Below are 21,787 nucleotides of genomic sequence, written 5' to 3'. Positions count from 1 at the left end.
GAAAAACGAGACTGTCCCGACATGACAAAGACCACGTCAAGCATCCACTTCAAAGCCAAACTCCAGCGGCCGGCCGAGCCTGCCAACGCCACCTGGACGTTCCTCATCCTGCCCAAGGCTGCCAGCGGCAAACTGCCGACGCGCAGCATGACCACGATCGACGGCAGCCTCGACGGTGCATCGTTCCAGGCCACCCTCGAGCCGGATGGCAAGGGCAGCCACTGGCTCAAGGTCGACAAGAAATTGCGCGAGGCCGCCGGTGCCAAGGCCGGCGACGAGGTTGAACTGGAGATCCGCCCGGTCGACGAGGAACCCGAACCCAAGGTCCCGGACGACCTGCGCAAGGCGCTGGCCGACGCGCCGCCGGAAGCGAGGGCGACGTGGAAGGACATCACTGCGGTTGCGCGGCGCGACTGGATCCACTGGATCACTTCGGGCAAGAAGGCGGAGACGCGCGTCCGCCGCATCGACGTCGCCTGCGACAAGCTCGCCAACGGCCAGCGACGTGCGTGCTGCTTCGACCGCTCGGGGATGTACAGCAACAGCCTCGCGCCGCCGGAAGCCGCGGACTAGGCAGCGCGCGGCGACGCGGGCGGGTCTGCGCCGCTAGTCGAGCTTTATTCCCGGGTGCCATCCGCTACGCGCCAGGAAATCCTTCGGGTCGGACATCTCCAGCATCGCCCGCAGCGCCCCGTGCCATTGGTGAAGGGGTCGACCTTCGTCCCAACCGTGGACGGTCTATCCTCGTCCGCAGCCATGGAGCACGTTTTTACGGGAGGACCGATGCACTACCCAGTCGAAGGCGGCTGCACCTGCGGCCATGTGCGTTACCGCATGCTCACCCGGCCGCTGGTGGTGCATTGCTGCCACTGCCGCTGGTGCCAGCGCGAGACCGGCGCGGCGTTCGCGCTCAACGCGATGATCGAGTCGGACCGGGTCGAGCACCTGGGCGCGGAACCGGAAGTCGAGCGGATTCCGTCGGAGAGCGGCTACGGCCAGCAGGTCGCCCGCTGCCCGCGATGCCGGGTCGCGGTCTGGAGCCATTACCCCGGCAGCGGCCCGCTGACGCGCTTCGTCCGTGTCGGCACCCTGGACAACCCGGACGTATTTCCGCCGGACGTGCACGTCTGCACGGCATCGAAGCAGCCGTGGGTGGTGCTGTCGGGCGAGGTGCAGGTCTGCGAAGAGTTCTACGAGCGTGCCGACGTTTGGCGCGAAGAGAGCCTGGCGCGGATCGCAGCGCTGCAGCCGCAGATCGGCGCCTACCGCGCCGCACGGCAACGGATGGGTTGAGGAATCCTGCATGGCGACCGCTCGGCGTGGAATCATGCAGCGACACGTCAAGGAGACAAACACATGACCGACTACGCATGCGCCAAGTGTGGTGAAACCGAGTATCTGCGGCGCGAGATCCGCACGGAGGGAGGATTCCTGTCTGCCGCGTTCGACGTCTCGAACAATCGCTTCACCGCAGTGAGCTGCAAGCGATGCGGATATACGGAGCTGTATCGCACGGACGTCGCCGGGGGCGCACAGTTGTTTGATTTTCTAGCGGGGTAGCAGTCACTCACGGCTCTGTCGCCTCTTCAATCGCGCAATCGCTTCCAGCGCTTTGCGACGCCCGTCGGCAAGGGAGATCAACGGCAGTCGGGGGTAGTCCCCCATCACCACGCAGTTGGCAGTGCCGGCCTCCCACGGTGCATGGCGCGCGCGTGGCGGCAGCGGCTGCAATTCGGGTAGCCAACGCGCGATGTACTCGCCCCCGGGGTCTAACCTGCGTCCCTGCAGCACCGGGTTGAACACCCGGAAGTACGGTGCGGCGTCGACCCCGGTGCCGGCCACCCACTGCCAGCCGAGGGTGTTGTTGGCCAGGTCGGCGTCGACCAGGGTGTCCCAGAACCAGCGCGCGCCGTGCCGCCAGTGGATCCGCAGGTGCTTGGTCAGGTAGCTGGCGACGATCATGCGCACGCGGTTGTGCATCCAGCCGGTGGCCCACAGCTCGCGCATGCCGGCGTCGACGAGCGGCACGCCGGTGCGGCCGTGCTGCCAGGCGTGCAGCGTTTCCGGCGCGGGATCGGCCCATTCGAAGTCATCGAAGCGCGGGTTGAAGTTGGCATCCGGCGTGTGCGGGAAGTGGTGCAGCACGTGGTGGGCGAACTCGCGCCAGCCCAGTTCGCGCACGTAGGCGGCGCGTTGGTCGGGCGGCCCGGCGTCGGCCAGCTCGGCGACGATCCGCCACGGTGCGATCTCGCCGAAGTGCAGGTGCGGCGACAGCCGCGAGGTGAGCGACTCGGCGGGCCGGTCGCGGCCGTTGCTGTAGTCGTGCAGGGAGTCGTGGACAAAGGTCCGCAGGGCCGCCGCGGCGCCGCGCTCGCCGGGGGTCCAGTGGTTCCAGAACGGGGCGTCCCAGCGCGGCTCCGGCGGGGCCGGCGTCAGCGCCAGGTCGTCCAGCGCGCGCTCGCCGGGAATGGCTTCGATACCGGGCAGCCAACTCGGCGCCGGCTGCGTGCGCGGCGGGTTCCAGCGCGACAGCGCGGCCTTCCAGAATGGCGTGAACACCCGGAACGGATCGCCGGCCTTGGTCTCCAGGTGCCATGGCTCGAACAGCAGGCTGCCGTTGAACCCTTCCGCGCGCAGGCCCTGGATTCGCAGTTCTCGACGGATGCGGGTGTCGCGCGCTTCGATCGCAGGTTCGTAGCGGCGGTTCCAGAACACCGCCGTCGCACCGGTGGCGGCGGCGATCGCCTGCAGCGTGGCGAGGCTGTCGCCGGCGAACACGTGCAGGCGTGAGCCGCGGCCGCGCAGGTCGGAATCGAGCGCGGCCAGCGCGCGGTGCCGCCACGCGTCCGACGCCGCGCCAGGCACCCAGTCGCCCTCCTCGTGGGGGGCGTGGATGTACACCGGCAGCGGCGCCAGCCCGGCCTTCAGTGCGGCCTGCAATGCCGGGTGGTCGCGCAGGCGCAGGTCGTTGCGGAACCAGACGATGGCGACCGTCATCGGGAAGCGATCAACGGCGCACCTCGGTTCGCGCGATGCTGCCCTTGTCCCCACTCACCAGCGGGAAGATCTGCCAGATCGCCGACAGTCCGACCAGCGCGTACACCACGCGGGCGAGCATGGCGTCCTGGCCGCCGAAGATCGCGGCCACCAGGTCGAACTGGGCGATGCCGACCAGGCCCCAGTTGATGCCGCCGACGATCAGCAGCACGAGTGTCACCAGATTCAGTGCTTTCATTTGTTTGCCTCCAGGCAGCTTGCGGTTGGGTGGATGTCGAATAGGTGCGAAGCCCGCCGAGGAGCGCGGCGGGCTTCGCGGCGACGGTCGGCATCAGCTGCCCGGCATGAGGACCTTGTCGATCACGTGGATCACGCCGTTGGTGGCGGTGACGTCGGCGGTGACGACATTGGCGCCGTCGACCATGACCCCGCCCTCGGCGGCGGTGATGTCGACCGCGGCGCCGTTGACGGTGGTGGCAGTGTCGAGGCCGGCCACGCGGCCGGACGGGTAGCGGCCCGGAACCACGTGGTAGGTCAGGATCGCGACCAGCTTGTCCTTGTTCTCGGGCTTGAGCAGGTCTTCGACAGTGCCGGCCGGCAGGGCGGCGAAGGCGGCGTCGGTCGGGGCGAACACGGTGAACGGGCCGTTGCCCTTGAGCGTGTCGACCAGCCCGGCGGCAGTCAGCGCCGCGGCCAGGGTGTTGAACTGGCCGGCGGCGACGGCGGTGTCGACGATGTCGCCCTTGGCCTGCATCGGCTTGGCGTGCTCGCCCTCGTGGTGGCCGGCAACGGCCAGCGGGGCGGCAAGGCCCAGCGCCAGCGCGGCGACGAAGGCGTGGAGGGTGCGGGTATGGCGGGTCATGGCGGTGGCCTGTTGGGGAACATGGCGCCAGTTTCGGGGATGGTCTGTTATATGAACGTACAATTTGATCTTGTACGTTTGTTGTACATTGCTCGGCATGTTTCCCGTCAAGGCCGCCGCCGAACTCAGCGGACTCACCCCGGAAACCCTCCGGGCGTGGGAGCGCCGCCATGCCGCGGTGGTGCCGCACCGCGACGACCGCGGCAGGCGGTTGTACGACGCGGCGATGGTCGAGCGGCTGACCCGGCTGCATCGGCTGACCGACCGCGGCCACCCCATCCGCGATCTCGCCGGGATGGAGGACGACGCGCTCGACCGGCTGCTGGAGGAGAGTCGCCATGTCGGGTACGGCGGCGTCGAAACCCTGCCTGGGCGGATGCTGGATGCGATCGCGGACTATCGCGTGGATGTGTTCGACCGCGACCTGTCGGTGGCGATCGCGACCCTGCCGGTCCAGGTGCTGGTCGCACGGGTAGTGACTCCGCTGTTGCGCGAGGTCGGCCTGCGTTGGGCCGACGGACGGCTGGCGATCGCGCAGGAGCGGCTGGTCAGCAGCCTGCTGCGCGCACGGCTGCTGTCGGTACTGAACCAGAATCCACGCGAAGCCCGGCCGCGGTTGCTGTTCGCCACCCTGCCCGGCGAACCGCACGAACTCGGACTGCTTGGGGCCGCGCTGCACGCCTACGAGGCCGGGTTGCCGGTGTTGTACCTCGGGACCGAACTGCCGGTATTGGAAATCGCGCGCGTGACGACCCGACTCGACACCGTCGCCGTGGCACTGAGCTCGGTCGATCCGGGCCAGGCGCCAGCCGCGCTGGTCGCGTTGCGGGAGCTCGACGGCGCCCTGGCCCCCGGCGTGCCGGTGTGGATCGGTGGTGCCAACGCGCGGTACCTGGCCGAAGCCCTGGATATCGCGCGGGTGCAAGCGGTGACCGAGCCGATGGCCCTGGTCCAGCTCGGCCGGCACCGGCTCGGCAATCGCAACTCCCGGTAGCCGAGTTGGCATCGCCGCATCCGGGGGGCGGCTGGCTGCCAATCGTTGACATCCTGTTGCGACCGACGCCCTACCCTTGGGCGAACATCCTCCGCGGAGCCACGCATCCATGCATTCATCCGCGAACATTCGCGCACTGAAGGGGCTCGCACTATCGCTGCTGGTGACCTTCCTCGCCGCCGGCCTCGGCAGCATCGCCTCGATGCAGGCCGGCACGTTCTACCAGCAGTTGGTGCGGCCGGGCTGGGCACCGCCGGCTGACGTGTTCGGCCCGGTGTGGACGGTGCTGTATGCACTGATGGCGATCGCCGCGTGGCTGGTGTGGCGCAAGGCGGGCAGCTTCGCCGCGGCCCGCGGCGCGCTGACGCTCTATCTGGTGCAGCTTGCGGTCAACGCGCTGTGGAGCTGGTTGTTCTTCGGCTGGCACATGGGCGGTGCCGCGCTCGCCGACCTGGTGCTGCTGTGGTTGCTGATCGGCGCCACGACTATCGCGTTCTGGCGCATCCGTCCGCTTGCCGGCGCACTGATGCTGCCGTACTGGGCTTGGGTGACGTTCGCCGGCTTCCTCAATTACTCCACCTGGCAGCTCAATCCGCAGGTGCTGTAGCGCCCGAATTACCAAGCAAACGGCCGCCCGAAGGCGGCCGCGGTGTTGCGATCAACGCGGCGCGATCAGAAGCGGAATTCGCCGCCGAGCGCGATGGTGTCGATGTCGGCGTCCAGGCCGCCGGCCTCGGCCTGGCGACGATCCCAGTTCAACGACAGGCCGAAGCGCGGGTTGAAGTCATAGCCGACGCTGGCGCCGAAGTACGGCTTGGTGGAGTGCTCGTCGTCGACCACGTCGAAGGTGTCCTCGCGCACCTGGAAGGTCAGGCGGGCGATGCCGACGCGACCGCCGATGAAGAAGCCGGTGTGGGCCGGGCCGAAGTTCTTCTTGGCGGCGATGCCGGCACCGAACGAGACCAGGTCGACGTCGGTATCGTTGCCGACGGACTCGGTGTAGAGGGTGCCGACGTGGCCTTCGATGGCGAAGTTCTGGTTGAACCAGTAGCCGCCGCCGAACGTCGCCGAGGTGTCGGTCTCGCTGCCGAAACCGTCGACGTCGATGTCACTCTGGCCGACCTCGGCGCGGATGTAGCCGGCGCTGCCGTCTGCGGCGAACGCGGTCGGGGCCAGCATGGCCAGGACCAGCGCGGAGGACAGAATCAGGGTCTTCTTCATGGTGCTCTCAATCCTTGCTTGTTTGGTGCCCACGCTTGGGCGGCGCGCAGGATGGTCGCCCGCCCCGGGATTGTCAAATTTTCGTTAATTCGATTCCCATCGAGGGAGTGTGCGGACAGCGGCAAAACGGCGTCCGCCGCGGGCATGATGTCCCCCCATTCCTCCCGCAGTCCGCCCCATGCACGCCACCTGGTTGACGATCGCCCTGCTCGCGCTGAGCAACGTGTTCATGACCTTCGCCTGGTATGCCCATCTGAAGGAATTGGGCAGCAAGCCGTGGATCGTGGCGGCGCTGGTCAGCTGGGCCATCGCGTTCTTCGAGTACATGCTGCAGGTGCCGGCCAACCGGATCGGCTACACGGTGTTCTCGATCGCGCAGCTGAAGATCCTGCAGGAGGTGATCACGCTGGTGGTGTTCGTGCCATTCGCGGTGTTCTACCTGCGCGAGCCGCTGAAGCTGGATTTCCTGTGGGCGGGGTTGTGCATGGTCGGGGCGGTGTACTTCATGTTTCGCGACAAGCTGGGGACGTGAGGCGGCGGTGGTGGCGTCCGGCAGTCGTATAGTCGGCCACCCGACGACAGGAGAGGCCGAAATGACGCACCGGATCCACGAGGTGGCGGGCGTGGCGGTATTGGCGCGCCACCGGGCCAGTTGCCATTGCGGTGCGGTCGAGCTGGAACTGGAGTTGCCGGACGGCATCGTCGATCCGCGCCGGTGCGACTGCTCGATCTGCCGGCGCAAGGGCGCAGTGGTTGCCTCGGTGCCGCTGTCCGGGCTGCATGTGGTGCGTGGCTCCGACCAGTTGCGGCTCTACCAGTTCAACACCTTTACCGCGCGGCACTACTTCTGCGGCGTGTGCGGCATCTACACCCACCACCAGCGCCGCTCCAACCCGCAGCAGTACGGCTACAACGTCGGCTGCCTGGAAGGGATCAATCCATTGAAGATACCCGGCGTCAGCAACGAGGACGGCGTCAATCATCCTTCGGATCGCCCGGGTGCATGATCGCTCGGCGGCGAATACCGGCATGGGTGCGATGCACGCGGGCCCCCCGGGGTTGCAACGCCTTTCGACACCCGCGCGGGTCGCGGACGCTGGATAGACTGGCATCGAACCGCGGCACGGCAGCCGCGGACGCCCGCATCGGAGACCCCATGCTGAAAACCGGACCGCTGACCCTGTTGCTGGTCGCCGCATTGTCCCTGCCGCTGTCGTCCACGGCCGCGCAACCCACGCCTTCGCAAGCCTACGCGCCGGACTGCGGCGAGTTGTGCGGGAAGATGCGCGAGTCGGTGCGCGACCTCACCCGCATCAGGACGCCGAACGGCGTGCAGGACACCTACAAGACCCGCATTGGCGGCATCGACCAGTGGATCAACATCCGCGGGCAGGACCGCGCCAACCCGGTGATCCTGTTCGTGCACGGCGGCCCTGCCTCGCCGGCGATGCCGACGACGTGGCAGTTCCAGCGGCCGATCGAGGAGTACTTCACGGTCGTCCACTACGACCAGCGCGGCGCCGGCAAGACGTTGCGGGCGAGCGAACCCGAGGCGATCGCAGACACGATCCACATCGATACCTTCGTCGACGATGCGATCGAGATCGCCGAGCACGTGCGCGAGCGACTCGGCAAGGACAAGCTGGTGCTGGTCGGCCACAGCTGGGGCACGATCGTGGCGATGAAGGCGGCGCTCGAACGCCCCGATTTGTTCCACGCCTACGTCGGCATCGGCCAGGTCATCAATACCCGGGTGAACGAAGAGGTGAGCTTCGAATACGGCCTGCGCCGGGCGCGGGAGGAAGGCAACGCCGAGGCGATCGCCGAAATGGAGGCGATCGCGCCCTACCCCGGCAACGAGCCAATCACCCGCGAGCGCATCATCATTGCGCGCAAATGGCCCCAGCACTACGGCGGAATGACCGCGTACACGGCGGACTCGACGTACTACTACCGCGGTCCATGGCTGTCGCCCGAATACAACGCCGACGACGTGCGCGCGATCAACGAGGGCAGCATGTTCACCCTCGCGCGGGTGCTGCCGGAGTTCCTGGCGGTGGACTTCACCGGGGTGAGGTCATTCCCGATCCCGGTGGTGATGTTCATGGGCCGGCACGACTACACCACGCCGTCGGAACCGACGGCGGCGTGGCTTGCGAAGGTTGATGCGCCATGCAAGGCGGGCGTGTGGTTCGAACACTCCTCGCACATGATGCCGTGGGAGGAGCCCGGCAAGACGCTGGTCAGCCTGCTCGAAACCGTGCGGCCGCTGGCGACCGGAGGCGGGTGCCCGGCGTCGATGGAGACGGTGGCGAACGGCTCCTGATCGAGGAGGCGCAGGGGTGGAGACTCCGTTCCTGCGCACGGGACTTCACAGGTTGCAGCCCTGGCACAGGGTTTCGGCCTTCAGCGCGTCGACCTTGGACACCGCCAGGATATCCCGCGCGCCTTGAGCACCCCGCGCACCTTCCAGTCCCTTGTCGAGCGCGTGCCGGGCGGCGACCTGGGCCTCGGCGATGCGGTTTTCCTCGACCAACAGGGTCGCCACGTCGAGATAGGTCGCACCGTCGTCGTCCAGCGGCGCCGCCTTCGCGTAGGCGTCGATGGCCAAGGCCTTCTGGCCGGCCAGGTAGTACAACTTCGCCAAGGTCTCGAGCGTGGTGAAATCCGGCTTCAGCGCACCGGCTTCAAGGCCTTCGTTGATGACATCGATCGCCTGCCTCTCGTGGCCGTCCAGGTTGGTGTAAATGGACGACAGTTGTTGGTAGTCCGCAGCCGTGTGCAACTGTCCCCTGCTTCGCATTGCTTCCAGCACCGCTGCCGCCTCCTGCGGCATCGCGTTCTGCTGATAGGCGTAGGCGAGGTTCATCTGGATCTGCCGGCCGGTTGGAGAACCCGCGGCGACCTGCTGGGCCAGTCGGAGCGCCTGTGCAAACTCGCCGACTTTCATGTGGGCCCTGGTCAACAGCCCCTGCCACTTCGGATTCGGATCCGCGTGGCCGGCGATCGCTTCCTCGATGACCGGCACCGCTTGAGGGTAACGTCCCATCGAGTAAAGGGCCTGGCCTTGCACGATCAGGTCCGACGGACTCCTGGCCCTGGTTTCGGCGAACAGCCGGTCATAGGTGGCGACTGAGTCGGCGAAACGCCGCTGCTCGAGCAGCAAGACACCGAGGTTCCGCATCGCGCCGAAATGCATGTCGTTGTCCAGTGCGTCAAGCGAGATTGCCTGCTGGTAGTAGGCAATCGCCGCATCGGCCTTGCCGGTCTCGAACGCGGCCTGCGCGGCGATCCGCGCGGCCTTGGCCTTCATGAAATCCGTGTTCGCGTCGTTCGCCAGGATCTTGTCGGCCGCCGCCATGGCCTTGACCCGCTGGCCGTTGTTGTAGAGGTCGGCGACCTGGTTCATCCAGAAGTCCTGCCGGGGCGTGAGGGTGTTGCCCGGTGACGTCCGTTCGGCCAGGGGAAAGACGGCGGACGCCCGCGTGGCGGCGTTCCCGCCCTGCATGGCCCGGCCATCCGCCATGAATGCGAGCAGCAGGATTGCGCCGATGGAGAGCACCAAACCCGCACTCCAATGAAGGGGGAGACGCCGGTCGTCCATGTGCAGCTCCTTGGTCATTGACCGGTTCAGGCTACAACGCCCCACGGCTGCAGCACCCCGGGAGCCGCCGGACGCCTCGGTATGGTCCGGGCCGGTCGGCTAGACTGTCCCATCACCGGCGGCATTGCCGCCCAAGAGCCCGCGGACGCATGAACCCGAACTACCTCGCTTTCGAACAACCCATCGCCGACCTGGAGGCCAAGATCCAGGAGTTGCGCCATGCCAGCCATGGCTCGGCGGTCGACGCGGACACCGAGGTCCACGCGCTGCAGGACAAGTTGCGCCGGCGCACCGCGCAGATCTTCCGCGACCTGTCGCCGTGGCAGGTGTCGCAACTGGCGCGCCACCCGGCGCGGCCGCACACCAACGACTACATCCGGGTCATGTGCGACGAGTTCCAGGAGCTGGCCGGCGACCGCGCCTACAGCGACGACGCCGCGATCGTCGGCGGCCTGGGTCGGATCGACGGCCGCAGCGTGGTCATCATCGGCCACGAGAAGGGCCGTGATACCAAGAGCAAGATCCGTCGCAACTTCGGCATGCCGCGGCCGGAGGGCTACCGCAAGGCGCTGCGGCTGATGAAGCTGGCCGAGCGCTTCGAACTGCCGATCCTGACCTTCATCGACACCCCCGGTGCCTACCCCGGCATCGGCGCGGAGGAGCGCGGCCAGTCCGAGGCGATCGCACGCAACCTGCTGGAAATGGCCGAGCTGAAGGTTCCGATCATCTGCACCGTGATCGGCGAAGGCGGCTCCGGCGGCGCGCTGGCGATCGGCGTCGGCGACTGCACGGTGATGCTGCAATACAGCACCTACTCGGTGATCTCGCCGGAGGGTTGCGCGTCGATCCTGTGGAAGGACGCCGGCAAGGCCAAGGACGCGGCCGAGCAGCTCGGCCTGACCGCGACCCGATTGCATGGCCTGGGTCTGGTCGACAAGGTGGTGCGCGAACCGACCGGCGGCGCCCATCGCAACCCCAAGCAAATGGCGACCCGGCTCAAGACCGTGCTGATGAACGAGCTCGACGCGATCGAAGCCCTGCCCCCCGAGGAACTGCTGCAGCGTCGCTACGAGCGCCTGCGCGGTTACGGCGCCTACGAGGTGGCGTGAGATGGGCGGCAAGTTCATGGCGATGATCTGGGCGGCGGCCGGCGGCGTGTTGCTGCTGGGTGCGTTCCTGTTGCTGGGCTCCAACATCATGTTCGCGATGATGGCGTTCGGCCTGGCGGTCGCCTGCCTGCTGGTCGCCGGCGCCTGCCTGCTCAAGCCGTCCAGCCGCAGCCTCGACCGCGCCGCGCGTGATGAAAACGATCGCGATGCTGGCGTGGACACGGACACCCGCCGCAGGTGGGGACCGCGCTGAGCCGCGCTCCCGCGCGCAGCCCGGCCGCCGCGCATGCAAGCCCTGCCCGCACTGCTCGATGACGCGCTGCAACGCATCTCGGCGGGACCGTTGTGCGTGGGCTTCAGTGGCGGGCTGGATTCGACCGTGCTGCTGCACGCGCTGGCCGCGTCGCCTGCGGCACGCGCACGTGGCCTGCGCGCCTGGCACGTCCATCACGGCTTGCACGCCGAGGCCGACCGGTGGGCGGCCGGGTGCGAGGCGACCTGCGCAGCGCTTGGCGTTCCCTTGACGGTTACCCGCGTCGAAGTCGCGCGTGATACCGGGCATGGTCCGGAGGCCGCGGCCCGGCAGGCCCGCCACGCGTCGTTCCGCGAAGGGTTGGGGGAAAACGAGATTCTCGTATTCGCGCATCACCGCGACGACCAGGCCGAGACCTTCCTGCTGCGGGCAATGCGCGCCTCCGGTCCGGACGGGCTCGGGGCGATGCGGGAATGGCGCGGATTCGGTCGCGGGCATCTGTGGCGGCCGTTGCTCGGGATCGCGCGCGCATCGCTTGAAGCGTATGCGAACGAGCTTGGGCTGCGCTGGATCGAAGATCCGAGCAATGCCGACGTGTCGTTCGACCGCAATTTCCTGCGTCGCGAGGTGCTGCCGCTGCTGGGCGAGCGCTGGCCGCACGCGGCGGCTTCATTGGCTCGTTCGGCGGAGTTGTGCGCGGAGGCGGCCGTGCTGCTCGATGCGGATGACTCCGCGGCGCTGGTGGGTGTGGTCACCGACGACCCCGCGTCCCTGTCCCGGACGCGTCTTGCCGGGCTGTCGCCGCCACAGCGCGCGAGGGTGCTGCGCCATTGGATCGCGACGCTGGGACTGTCGCCGCTGCCTGCCAATGGGATCGCCCGGGTCGAATCGGAACTGCTGGCGGCGCGCCCGGATGCGACGGCCTGTTTCGAATGGCATGGCGCGATGATCCATGCGTGGCGTGACGTGCTGCATGCCGGCCGGGTGCTGGCGCCGCTGCCCGACGGGTGGCAAGTGGAGTGGGACGGCGTCGAGCCGTTGGTGCTGCCGGACAGTGCAACCCTCGCGCTCCGGCCTTTTGTAGGAGCGGCTTCAGCCGCGAACCGGGAGGCCGGCGGGTTCGGGCGCAGCCTGCTCGTGCGTGCGCGCCGTGGCGGCGAGCGCATCACTCTGGCCAGCCGGGCTCACAGCCATTCGTTGAAACAGGTGCTGCAGGAGCGTGCGATCCCGCCATGGCAGCGCACCTGCCTGCCATTGCTGTCGACCATGGAAGGCGAGCTGCTGGCGGCCGGCGACCGGATCCTTTCGGCCAGCTTCGAGCAGTGGCTACACGAGCGCGGTGCGTGCCTGCAGTGGCACCTGGCACCATCGCGCCCGCGGGCCGATTGACCATCCCCGACCCCGGTCGCACACTGGCGCCATGCCACGCAAAACCACCCCCGAAGCCTCGCCGGTCGCCGATTTCGAAGCCTCGCTCGACTCGCTCGAGCAGCTGGTCGAGAAGATGGAACACGGCGAATTGAGCCTGGAAGAGTCGCTGGCCGCCTACGAGCGCGGCGTCGGCCTGTACCGTCGCTGCCAGGCCGCACTGGAGCAGGCGGAGCTGCGCGTGCGCCTGCTCAGCGACCCGCAGGATCCGGCCAGCGCCGAAGCCTTCGCGCCGCCCGCTTCGCCCGATGCTTGACCCGCAGCTGTCGGCCTGGCGCGAGCGCAGCGACGCCGCGCTGGCGGGCGCGCTGCCCGCACTCGATATCGAACCGAAAACCCTGCATGCCGCCATGCGCCACGCGGTGCTGCTCGGCGGCAAGCGCATGCGACCACTGCTGGTGCATGCCAGCGGTGTGTTGTTCGATGCTGACCCGCTGGTACTCGACGCGCCCGCGGTCGCGATCGAATTGATCCACGCCTACTCGCTGGTCCACGACGACCTGCCGGCAATGGACGACGACGCCCTGCGCCGCGGCCAGCCGACCGTGCATGTCGCGTTCGACGACGCCACCGCGATCCTCGCCGGCGACGCGTTGCAATCGCTGGCGTTCGAAGTGCTGGCCGCGGCGCCAGTCGATGCCGCGATCCGGGTCGAGTTGCTGCGCATTCTCGCCACCGCCGCCGGCGCATCCGGGATGTGCGGTGGCCAGGCGCTGGACTTGGGGGCGACCGGCAATGGCGGGGCCCTGACCCTGGCCGAGCTCGAACACCTGCATCGGCTCAAGACCGGCGCACTGATCCGCGCGGCAGTGCGGATGGGCGCGTTGTGCGGCGGCGCGGATGATGATGAGTTGGCCTCGCTCGACGTTTACGCCGACGCGCTGGGCCTGGCCTTCCAGGTGCGTGACGACATCCTCGATGTCGAAGGCGACAGCGCCACGCTCGGCAAGACCGCGGGCAAGGACGTGGCGCAGGACAAGGCGACGTTCCCGGCGTTGCTGGGGATGCAGGCTTCGCGCGAGCGGCTGGCCGAACTCACCCAGGCGATGAGGGGTGCGTTGGCGCCGTTTGGCGCGCGCGCCGAGGCGCTGCGCGCTCTCGGGCGGTTGGCGGTGGAACGGGATCGCTGAGCAGCCAGGCCACGGCAATTTTCGCCTGTCGATCGCAACGAGGTGCTTCCAATGCAGGAGCGACGTAAGTCGCGGCCTGTAGATTGCTTCGACGCGTGCACGCATCTAGGCGCGCGGCGGCGCGTTGGGGGATCGTGGCAAGCCAATGTCGGCTTGGCGCGGTCGCGACTTACGTCGCTCCTACAAATTAAAGCCCCGCACGACGGAGGTCGTGCAGGGCGGGCGACGCGAGTCGACTACTTGATCAGGCGCAGCGTCAGCGGGTAGCGGTACAACACGCCTTCGTTGGCCTTGATGCCGGCGATGATGGTCAGCACCAGCCAGGCAATGGCGATGATGACACCGGCGGGGATCGCGATCACCAGGCCGATGCCGAGGGTCACGATCGACAACAGCACGAGCGCCAGCATCGCGATGCCGACGGTGATGTTGAAGTTCAGCGCTTCCTTGCCCTGGTCGTCGACGAACGGCATCGTGTCCTTCTTGACCAGCCAGATGATCAGCGGGCCGATGAAGGTGCCCCAGCCGCCGACCGCGGAGGTCAGCAGGCCGCCGACCAGGGACGACAGGTGGGCGAACATGCCCCACTGGCGCTGCTCGCTGGAAAAGCCATTCGACGATGCGGGCTCGTCCATCGGCGGTGGCTGGCTACGGGACGACTGGGTGTCCGCCGGACGATCGAACGGCGGCGGGGTGCCGGGCGAGCTTTGGTTCGGGTCGTTCTCGTTCGGATTCACGTGCCTTTCTCCTCAGTGACCGGGACCGGATTGCGTCCCGATTGTGACACGCGCTCACCCCTCGCCCGCAACCGTCATCCGACCTACCAGGATCGAGCCGGTGCGGATGTGCGAGCGCGGGTCGACGTCGCTGCCCACCGCTTCGATCGCGGCGAACATCTGCTTGAGGTTGCCGGCGATGGTGATGCCGTCGACCGGATACTGGATCTTGCCGTCCTCGATCCAGAACCCCGCGGCGCCGCGCGAGTAGTCGCCGGTGATGTTGTTGACGCCCTGCCCCATCAGTTCGGTGACCAGCAGGCCGCGGCCCATGCCGGCCAGCATCGCCTCGAAGTCGCCGCCGTTGGCCGCGACCTGCAGGTTGTGCACGCCGCCGGCGTTGGCGGTGGTCTGCAAGCCGAGCCGGCGCGCCGAATAGCTGCCGAGCACGTAGCGTTGCAGGACGCCGCCGGCGACCAGGGGCGACTCGCGGGTAGCCACGCCCTCTCCATCGAACGCGGCCGAGCGGAAACCGCGCGGCAGGAACGGCAGTTCGTCGATCGCGAACCAGTCCGGGAACAGCTGGGTGCCGGCGCTGTCGAGCAGGAAGCTGGCACGCCGGTACAACGCGCCGCCGGAGACCGCGCCGAGCAGGTGGCCGATCAGCGATCGGGCGATCTCGGCCGAATACAGCACCGGGTACTGGCCGGTGGCGATCTGCCGCGGCGCCAGTCGCGACACGGCGCGTTCGGCGGCCTTGCGACCGATCGTCGCGGCAGACTCCAATTCGTCCGCCGCCAGCGCGATGCTGTACCAGCCATCGCGCTGCATGTCGGCGCCGCGCCCCGCGATGAGCGCGCAACCCAGGCTGTGCTGGGTGCTGCGCTCGCGACCGACGAAACCGTGCGAGTTGGCGTACACCGACAGGCTGCTGCCGCTACCGACCGAGGCGCCGTCGGAATTCTCCAATCGCGGGTCGAAGTCGCGCCCGGCCTGTTCGCAGGCCAGCGCCAGGTCGATCGCGCGGTCGGCCTCGATCGCCCATGGGTGCCAGCTGTCGAACTCGCGCAGGTCGGTCGCCATCAGTTCGGCGTCGGCCAGGCCCGCGGCCGGGTCATGCTCGGTATGGCGGGCGATCGCGCAGGCCTGGTCGACGGTGGCGGCGAGGCTGGCGTCCTGCAGGTCGGCGGTCGAGGCGCTGCCCTTGCGGCCGTTGAAATAGACGGTGACCGAGATGCCGCGGTCGCGGGTCGACTCGACGGTCTCGACCTCGCCCATCCGCACGTTGACGTTGAGCCCGGTGTCCTCCGAGCACGAGACTTCGGCCTGGTCGGCGCCACTGGCGCGGGCGCGCTCGAGCAGGCGCTGCGACAGCCCGGCGAGCAGGTCGAGGTGGGCGTCGCTGTCAGCGTGGGAGGCAATGTCGCTCAATGACTTATCCTTGCAGTACGAAATGACGTGGGCGTTGACGATGCGTGGCAGAGACGAAGAAACCGGCGAGTTCCGCGACGACAGTCGCAGCCAGCAGCGCCGCGAGGCGTTGGAGGTGCTGACGCTGGGGCAGAAGCTGGTGGCCCTGACCGACGCCCAGTTGGGCAAGTTGCCGGTACCCGAGGCGCTGTTGCCGCACATCCGCGAGGCGAGGCGCATTACCTCGCACATCGCCCACAAGCGGCAACTCGCGTTCCTGGCCAAGCAGATGCGACGCGAGGATGACGAGACGCTGGAGGCGATCCGCGACGCGCTCGACGAGAAGGGCGACGCCGCCCGGCGCGAGGTGGCGGCGATGCACCGGGTCGAGGCCTGGCGCGATCGCCTGCTGGCCGACGGCGACGCGGCGCTGGCCGAACTGATCGAACAATACCCCGACGCCGACCGCCAAGGCCTGCGCCAGCTGGTGCGCAACACCTTGGAAGAGCGCAAGCGCAACAAGCCGCCGCGGGCGTTCCGCGAGCTGTTCCGGCAGCTGCGCGAGCTGATGCTGGCCGGTTCGGAACCGGAACTTCCGGAACCAACCGGCGACGACGACGCGGCCTAGCAGCGCGGCGTTCACGCCTGGGTGCCGCCCACCGTGATGCCGTCGATCAACAGCGACGGCTGGCCGACGCCGACCGGCACGCTCTGGCCGTCCTTGCCGCAGACGCCGACGCCCTCGTCCAATGCCAGGTCGTGGCCGATCATCCGCACCTTTTGCATCGTTTCCGGGCCGTTGCCGATCAGGGTCGCGCCCTTGACCGGCGCGGTGACCTTGCCGTCTTCGATCAGGTAGGCCTCGGTCGCGGAGAACACGTATTTGCCGCTGGTGATGTCGACCTGGCCGCCGCCGAAGTTGACCGCGTACAGGCCCTTCTTGACCGAGCGGATCATCTCCTCGGGGTCGTGCTTGCCGGCCAGCATGTAGGTGTTGGTCATGCGCGGCATCGGCAGGTGCGCGAACGACTCGCGGCGGCCGTTGCCGGTCGGGGCCATGCCCATCAGCCGCGCATTGAGCGAGTCCTGCATGTAGCCGACCAGCACGCCGTCCTCGATCAGGGTGGTGCACTCGGTCGGCTGGCCCTCATCGTCGACGTTGAGCGAGCCGCGGCGACCGGGCAGGGTGCCGTCGTCGACGATGGTGACGCCGGGCGACGCGACCCGCTGATCCATGCGGCCGGCGTAGGTGCTGGTGCCCTTGCGGTTGAAATCGCCTTCCAGGCCGTGGCCGACCGCCTCGTGCAGCAGCACGCCGGGCCAGCCGTTGCCGAGCACCACCGGCATCACCCCGGCCGGCGCGTCGACCGCATCGAGGTTGACCAGCGCCTGCCGCAGCGCCTCCCGGCCCCAGGCTTCGGGCTTGCCGTCGGCGAACAGCTCCGCGTACGAGTAGCGCCCGCCACCGCCGGTGTAGCCGGATTCACGGCGGCCGTTCTGCTCGACGATCACCTGCACGTTGAAGCGCACCAGCGGCCGTACGTCGGCGGCGAGCACGCCGTCGCTGCGCGCGACCAGCACGGTGTCGACGCCACCAGCGAGGCTCACCATCACCTGCTTGACCCGCGGGTCGGCGGCGCGCAGCAGCTTGTCGATCGTGCGCAGCGCCTCGACTTTTTCCTCGTTGCCGAGCGAGTCGATCGGGTCGTCACTCGGGTACAGCGAACGGCCGTTGCCGCGCACCAGTGACTGCGTGGTCAGGGTGTTGCCGTCGCGCGCGATCGCACGGGCCGACTTCGACGCGGCGATCAAAGCGTCGCCGTTGATCTCGTCGGAATAGGCGAAGCCGGTCTTCTCGCCGCTGATCGCGCGCACGCCGACGCCCTGCTCGATCGAGTGCGCGCCGTCGCGGACGATGCCGTCCTCAACCGTCCAGCTTTCACGACGGGCATGCTGGAAATACAGGTCGCCGAAATCGACGCCGGGGCCGAGCAGCGTGCCGAAAGTGCGTTCGAGGCCGCCGGTATCGAGGCCGGCAGGCAGCAACAGGCGGGATTCGGCGAGCTGGAGCGGAAGGGTCATGGGGCAGCCGGATTGGACGAAGGAAGGGGCGCGCTATCCCGACGATATGCGGGCGATGGCCGATGCTTCAACCGGCGGGCCCGGCTTCGGCCGCGGACAGCCGCCCCCTGCTCGCGGCTGATGACCTCGACCTCGGGATCGGCCCACGGCCCGGTCACCTTGTAGGTCTGCGAGGTGATCTGCCCCAGCGGCTTCTGCAGCACGGCATTGGCAGCGGCGCCGATCGCGGCGCCGACCGGGCCGCCGGCGATCGCGCCGACCGCGGTCAACAGGTTGCCGGCCTTGGGCAGCACCTCGATGGTCTGGTTGAACGTCTCGCTGCGCAGGTTGGCGGTGCCATGGATGTTGATTTCGGCGGCGGGGCCATCGATCTGCAACGCATCGCTGCGGGCGATGCCGTCGGCGAAGCGGATCGCGCCGTCGATCTCGTTGAACGCGAAGCCCTTGGAGAAGAAGTCGCGGAAGTCCAGCGACAGTCGGCGCGGCAATTCGGCGATGCTGAGCAGACCGAACACCCGACCGGCGCCCGGTTCGACCTCCAGCAGGCGGCCGTCGCGCGCGTCCAGCGTCAGCGCGCCGTCGAGCGTGGCCAGGCTGAAGTCGGCGGGACTGCTGGGCCAGCCGGCCTCAAAACGGGCCCGGCCTTCGCCGCCGGCGAGGCGACCGCCGTAGCCGAGGCCGCCGAGCAACGTGCCGAAGTCGTCGCTGTCGAGCGTGGCCTCCAGTTGCGTGCGCGCCGCATCGCCACGTCCGGTCCAGCTGCCGCTGAGGTCGATTGAATGCTGCGGCGCGCGGGTCTGCAACTGGTCGAGCTGCAGGCCGGTCGCGGTCGGATGGGTGCGCAGGGTCGCGCGGCCCAGTCGGGCGTCGCGGATCCGCAGGTCGACAATGTCGAACGACAGCGGCGGGATCGCGGCCGGGTTGAAGTCGGGGTCGAGCACCGGACTCGTCGGCACATCGGCGCCTGCCACTGCATCGGCACCCGTCGGCGTCGCAACCGTCGCCGTGGTCGCCGCACCCTTCGCCGGTTCCGCGGAGCGCCAATGCACGCGATCGAAGCGGCCGGCGATCGTCGCGCCCTTGGCCGCCGGCACCAGCAGCGCGCCCTGCAAGGCGGCCCCCTCGACCCGAACCGCCGTCGCCTCGTTCGCGCCCGGCACCACCTGCAGGCGGGTCTCGGGGAACACGCCACCGAGCAGTTGCAGTTGCCCGGCCGTCACGTCGATGCGTTGCAGCGACAATCCGTCGCCACTCGAGTCGCCGGTCCCACCTTGCACCAGCCCGATCCAGGCGATCGCGTCGAGCGATGCGGCACGGCCGGCGGCCACCAGCCCCGAGGGCGGCGCCGGTTGTTCGACCCGGCGACTGCCCAGCGCGACCCGCACGCCGGTGCGGCCATTGCGACTGCTTGCTCGCAGTGCGAGCACGTCACCGAGGCCGACCTCGACATCGCCGCTGCCCATCGGCAGCGGCGTGTCGACGGTCGCCATCAGTGGCGTCGCCGCCGGCTTGCGCAACGGCGCCGGCAGCTCGAGCGCCGTGCCGACGAGATCCGAGCGGAGCTGCAATTGCGCGGGCGCCGATTCGCCGTCGCCTGACGCTGGCACGGTGACACCAACCTTCCAGCGCGAGCGTCCCTGCAGGTGCGGCGCCAGCCAGGCCAGGTCCGGTGCGCGCGCAATCAGCGCGTCGGCCTCGAAGGCGGCATCCAGCCCGGCTTCGAAGGCGTTTCCGCGCTCGCGCACATGGCCGGCGCCAGCACGCAGGTCGAGCACGCCGGGACGGTCGTCGTGGCGCACCCGCAGCGCGTCGGCGTGGAAGCCGTTGCGGTCGTATTCGGCGCGACCGTTGACCCGGTCGAAGGCGATGTTCCAACGCGGATCGGCCAGTCTGGCGTCGCGCAATGCGACATCGCCGTCGATCGCGATGCTGGTGCCGGCCTGCAACGGCAGGCGCAGGTTGAAGTCGACCGCAGCCGCGCCACTGCCCTTCACGCTGTCGAAGGTTTCCGGGTTCAGCCGGCGCAGCGGACTCTGCCGCAATACGCCGAGCAAGTCGGACACGTCGCCATCGCCGTGCGCGCCCACGGTCAGCGCGCCCTCGCCGTAGTGGTCGATGGCGCCACTGAGCTGCGGGATGTCGATATCGCCCAGCGCGCCACTGCCCTCCACGGTGAAGCCGTTGCCGATGAAGCTGGCATCCAGTTCGACCGCAGTGGCGGCTGGCCAGTCCGGCTGGAACCGCAGGGTCGCATCGCTGATGTGCCCAGTCGCCTCGAAGCGTCCGTCGTTGTCGTCGAACGGCCAGTCGTCGAGGTCGCCGACGATCAATGCACGGCCGTCCTGCACGGTGCCTGCGACCAGCGCGGTGTCGAGCCACTCGATCAGTTGCGGCGGCATCTTGTGACGGATCCAGAAGCCCTTGGCGACCGGCAACGCGACGTCATCGAGGGTGGCGGCGATGTCGATCCACGGCCGGCTGCCGTCGCCCTGCCACCACAGCCCGCCACGCGCGTCGGCGCCGAAGCCGTCGCCATCGATCTCCAGTGTGGCGGTGCCGATCCGCCAACCCTCGCCCTCGCGCCAGCCGTTGACGGCGCCGTCGAGGGTGACGGTGTGGACCATGCCGAAGCCGCTGGGCCAATCGAATGCGACCGGCCGGTTGGCATCGAGTTGCAGGCGGAAGCCTTCGGCGTCGCCCTCGAGGTCCGCGGCCAGGCCGCGCAAGCCGGGGGCATCGCCGACCGGATCGAAGGCGAGCGCCTCGATCCGTGCGCGCGCATGCATCGCCCCGCCGCGGCGACCGGCGACCGCGATGTCACGCAGCGAGGCCCGCGGCCGCGCCTGCTGCAGCCAACGACGCAAGTCGGGCGACAGCCGGTCGCTGAGCGCGGCGACGGCGACCAAGGGGCCGATATCGACGCGCTCGGCGGCCACCGCAACGTGTTCGCCGCCAGCCAGCAACAGGCCGTCGAGGACCTGGCGGCTGTCGTCTGTGGTGAACGCCAGGCTCGGCGCATCGAGGCGCCAGCCGTCATCGACCAGTTTCCAGCGCGCGCGGGCCTCGACCCGCTCGAACCGGGTGCGAGGCGCCTGAGCGGCCGGATTGGCCGGGGCGCCGCGCAGTACCACGCCATCAAGCGCGGCGTCGACGGTGATGCCGGCGATCCGGTGGTCGTCCAGCGTCGCCCAGGCTTGGGCACGGCCGACGCCGCTTTCCAGGGTGACCCCCAGCAAACGCAGCAGCGATGACCATTGCGCCAGGTCGGCCTTGCGCGCGCCGGCATAGACCCGGCCGTCGCCGCTGTCGCGGTCGAGTTCCAGCACCGCGTCGAGCGGGCGGGCGTCGATCCCGGCGTCGACGTCCGGCCAGGCACGCACGCCGGCGCGCACGCGTTCGCCGTCGACCAGCAGGCGCAGGTCGATCTTCGGAATGTGTGCGTCGATGCCGAGCTTCGGGGCGATCACGGCGAGCTTGCCGCCGATCACCTGCAACTCGCCGAGGTCTTCCAACGCCTCGAACGGATCGACTCCCGACTGCTGCTGTCCCGGCAGGCCACGGACCTGCCAGCGGCCATCGGCGACGCGCTCCAGGGTCAGGTCGATACCGCGCAGGCGCAGCTCGGAGAATGGCGTGTTCGGCAACAAGCCGGCGTAGATCGACACCAGCATCTCGGTGTCGCCGACCGTGAAGGCCTTGTCGCCGTCACCGACACGCAGGTTGTCGAGCTGCAGCAGCGGCCCGCGCCGGGTCCACTCGGTCTGCACCCGGTCGAAGGCGATGGTGCGACCGGCGCGCTGGCTCAGCCATGCCGCGACCTTGTCGGGGTTGCGCTCGGCCAGCGGCAGCACCTGGCTGGCGATGCCAAGCACGAGCGCCACCAGCACCAGCACGACCGCGATGGTGTAACCGAGGCCACGGCGGGCGTGGCGCAGGTGGCGGCGGACGCGGGTGGGCACTAGAGCGCCCTCATCCACCTTT

At 68.9% G+C, this 21,787-nt stretch carries 23 protein-coding genes; 14 read left to right on the top strand and 9 right to left on the bottom strand.

The window, feature by feature from the left end; all coding sequences use genetic code 11:
* Positions 1–21: 21 nt before the first annotated feature.
* The 3 genes from SNE34_RS00965 (at position 22) to SNE34_RS00955 (ending at position 1,560) form a co-directional block, all read left to right on the top strand.
* A complete protein-coding gene (locus tag SNE34_RS00965) occupies positions 22–573 on the top strand; it encodes a YdeI/OmpD-associated family protein (protein ID WP_332613838.1) in 552 nt (183 codons plus the stop codon).
* Between the two features lie 210 nt (positions 574–783).
* Complete coding sequence (locus SNE34_RS00960) at positions 784–1,293, top strand: GFA family protein (protein WP_332613837.1); 510 nt, start codon at positions 784–786, stop codon at positions 1,291–1,293.
* Positions 1,294–1,356: 63 nt separating this feature from the next.
* Complete coding sequence (locus tag SNE34_RS00955; RefSeq protein ID WP_332613835.1) at positions 1,357–1,560, top strand: zinc ribbon domain-containing protein; 204 nt, start codon at positions 1,357–1,359, stop codon at positions 1,558–1,560.
* Between the two features lie 3 nt (positions 1,561–1,563).
* Here the strand turns inward: SNE34_RS00955 and SNE34_RS00950 are convergent, their stop codons facing one another.
* From SNE34_RS00950 to SNE34_RS00940, 3 genes are all read right to left on the bottom strand, one after another.
* Entirely contained in the window at positions 1,564–2,997 is a 1,434-nt protein-coding gene (locus SNE34_RS00950) for a cryptochrome/photolyase family protein (protein WP_332613833.1), read from the bottom strand.
* A 10-nt stretch (positions 2,998–3,007) separates the two neighbouring features.
* Positions 3,008–3,235, bottom strand: coding sequence for a DUF378 domain-containing protein (locus SNE34_RS00945; RefSeq protein WP_332613831.1), 228 nt, complete (start codon positions 3,233–3,235; stop codon positions 3,008–3,010).
* Between the two features lie 93 nt (positions 3,236–3,328).
* Positions 3,329–3,859 carry a fasciclin domain-containing protein gene (locus tag SNE34_RS00940; protein WP_425604421.1) on the bottom strand — a complete coding sequence of 177 codons (531 nt, stop codon included), beginning with the start codon at positions 3,857–3,859 and terminating at the stop codon, positions 3,329–3,331.
* 97 nt (positions 3,860–3,956) lie between these two features.
* On the opposite strand from SNE34_RS00940, the gene SNE34_RS00935 reads away from it, so the two are divergent.
* Positions 3,957–4,853, top strand: a complete 897-nt coding sequence (locus SNE34_RS00935) for a MerR family transcriptional regulator (protein ID WP_332613830.1) — start codon at positions 3,957–3,959, stop codon at positions 4,851–4,853.
* Between the two features lie 109 nt (positions 4,854–4,962).
* The gene (locus SNE34_RS00930) at positions 4,963–5,460 is read left to right on the top strand and encodes a TspO/MBR family protein (RefSeq protein ID WP_332613828.1); all 498 of its coding nucleotides are present in this window, start codon (positions 4,963–4,965) and stop codon (positions 5,458–5,460) included.
* Positions 5,461–5,525: 65 nt separating this feature from the next.
* On the opposite strand, the gene SNE34_RS00925 is transcribed toward SNE34_RS00930, so the two are convergent.
* Positions 5,526–6,074, bottom strand: a complete 549-nt coding sequence (locus tag SNE34_RS00925; protein ID WP_332613827.1) for a porin family protein — start codon at positions 6,072–6,074, stop codon at positions 5,526–5,528.
* Between the two features lie 178 nt (positions 6,075–6,252).
* Here SNE34_RS00925 and SNE34_RS00920 point away from each other — a divergent pair, with 178 nt between their 5' ends.
* From SNE34_RS00920 to SNE34_RS00910, 3 genes are all read left to right on the top strand, one after another.
* Positions 6,253–6,606 carry a DMT family protein gene (locus SNE34_RS00920; protein ID WP_332613825.1) on the top strand — a complete coding sequence of 118 codons (354 nt, stop codon included), beginning with the start codon at positions 6,253–6,255 and terminating at the stop codon, positions 6,604–6,606.
* Positions 6,607–6,667: 61 nt separating this feature from the next.
* Positions 6,668–7,081 carry a GFA family protein gene (locus tag SNE34_RS00915; RefSeq protein WP_332613823.1) on the top strand — a complete coding sequence of 138 codons (414 nt, stop codon included), beginning with the start codon at positions 6,668–6,670 and terminating at the stop codon, positions 7,079–7,081.
* Positions 7,082–7,230: 149 nt separating this feature from the next.
* Positions 7,231–8,400, top strand: coding sequence for an alpha/beta hydrolase (locus SNE34_RS00910; RefSeq protein ID WP_332613820.1), 1,170 nt, complete (start codon positions 7,231–7,233; stop codon positions 8,398–8,400).
* Positions 8,401–8,445: 45 nt separating this feature from the next.
* Here the strand turns inward: SNE34_RS00910 and SNE34_RS00905 are convergent, their stop codons facing one another.
* The gene (locus SNE34_RS00905) at positions 8,446–9,696 is read right to left on the bottom strand and encodes a tetratricopeptide repeat protein (RefSeq protein WP_332613818.1); all 1,251 of its coding nucleotides are present in this window, start codon (positions 9,694–9,696) and stop codon (positions 8,446–8,448) included.
* Positions 9,697–9,827: 131 nt separating this feature from the next.
* Between SNE34_RS00905 and SNE34_RS00900 the strand changes: the two genes are divergently transcribed.
* From SNE34_RS00900 to SNE34_RS00880, 5 genes are read left to right on the top strand one after another with little or no spacing between them, the layout of a single operon-like run.
* Entirely contained in the window at positions 9,828–10,787 is a 960-nt protein-coding gene (locus tag SNE34_RS00900) for an acetyl-CoA carboxylase carboxyltransferase subunit alpha (protein WP_332613817.1), read from the top strand.
* 1 nt (position 10,788) lies between these two features.
* Positions 10,789–11,040 carry a hypothetical protein gene (locus SNE34_RS00895; RefSeq protein WP_332613815.1) on the top strand — a complete coding sequence of 84 codons (252 nt, stop codon included), beginning with the start codon at positions 10,789–10,791 and terminating at the stop codon, positions 11,038–11,040.
* Between the two features lie 33 nt (positions 11,041–11,073).
* Positions 11,074–12,429, top strand: a complete 1,356-nt coding sequence (tilS, locus tag SNE34_RS00890) for a tRNA lysidine(34) synthetase TilS (RefSeq protein WP_332613813.1) — start codon at positions 11,074–11,076, stop codon at positions 12,427–12,429.
* A 31-nt stretch (positions 12,430–12,460) separates the two neighbouring features.
* Positions 12,461–12,724 (top strand): exodeoxyribonuclease VII small subunit, encoded by a 264-nt coding sequence (locus tag SNE34_RS00885; protein WP_332613811.1) that lies wholly within the window; start codon positions 12,461–12,463, stop codon positions 12,722–12,724.
* Positions 12,717–13,598 carry a polyprenyl synthetase family protein gene (locus tag SNE34_RS00880; RefSeq protein ID WP_332613808.1) on the top strand — a complete coding sequence of 294 codons (882 nt, stop codon included), beginning with the start codon at positions 12,717–12,719 and terminating at the stop codon, positions 13,596–13,598. The genes SNE34_RS00885 and SNE34_RS00880 overlap by 8 nt, the downstream gene beginning before the upstream one ends.
* A gap of 236 nt (positions 13,599–13,834) precedes the next feature.
* Here the strand turns inward: SNE34_RS00880 and SNE34_RS00875 are convergent, their stop codons facing one another.
* Positions 13,835–14,179 (bottom strand): DUF4870 domain-containing protein, encoded by a 345-nt coding sequence (locus tag SNE34_RS00875; RefSeq protein ID WP_425604436.1) that lies wholly within the window; start codon positions 14,177–14,179, stop codon positions 13,835–13,837.
* 210 nt (positions 14,180–14,389) lie between these two features.
* Positions 14,390–15,736 carry a metalloprotease PmbA gene (gene pmbA / locus SNE34_RS00870; RefSeq protein WP_425604435.1) on the bottom strand — a complete coding sequence of 449 codons (1,347 nt, stop codon included), beginning with the start codon at positions 15,734–15,736 and terminating at the stop codon, positions 14,390–14,392.
* Between the two features lie 49 nt (positions 15,737–15,785).
* Here pmbA and yjgA point away from each other — a divergent pair, with 49 nt between their 5' ends.
* Entirely contained in the window at positions 15,786–16,352 is a 567-nt protein-coding gene (gene yjgA, locus SNE34_RS00865; RefSeq protein ID WP_332613802.1) for a ribosome biogenesis factor YjgA, read from the top strand.
* Positions 16,353–16,363: 11 nt separating this feature from the next.
* Here yjgA and tldD read toward each other — a convergent pair whose 3' ends face one another.
* Positions 16,364–17,806 (bottom strand): metalloprotease TldD, encoded by a 1,443-nt coding sequence (gene tldD, locus SNE34_RS00860; RefSeq protein WP_332613800.1) that lies wholly within the window; start codon positions 17,804–17,806, stop codon positions 16,364–16,366.
* Positions 17,803–21,765 carry a YhdP family protein gene (locus SNE34_RS00855; protein WP_332613798.1) on the bottom strand — a complete coding sequence of 1,321 codons (3,963 nt, stop codon included), beginning with the start codon at positions 21,763–21,765 and terminating at the stop codon, positions 17,803–17,805. The genes tldD and SNE34_RS00855 overlap by 4 nt, the downstream gene beginning before the upstream one ends.
* Positions 21,766–21,787 lie beyond the last annotated feature (22 nt).

It is taken from the genome of Novilysobacter erysipheiresistens (genome assembly GCF_036663935.1).
In the GTDB taxonomy this organism is placed as follows: domain Bacteria; phylum Pseudomonadota; class Gammaproteobacteria; order Xanthomonadales; family Xanthomonadaceae; genus Novilysobacter; species Novilysobacter erysipheiresistens.
The sequence above is the reverse complement of the archived record's forward strand: the minus strand, read 5'-3'. Positions and strand labels throughout refer to the sequence as shown.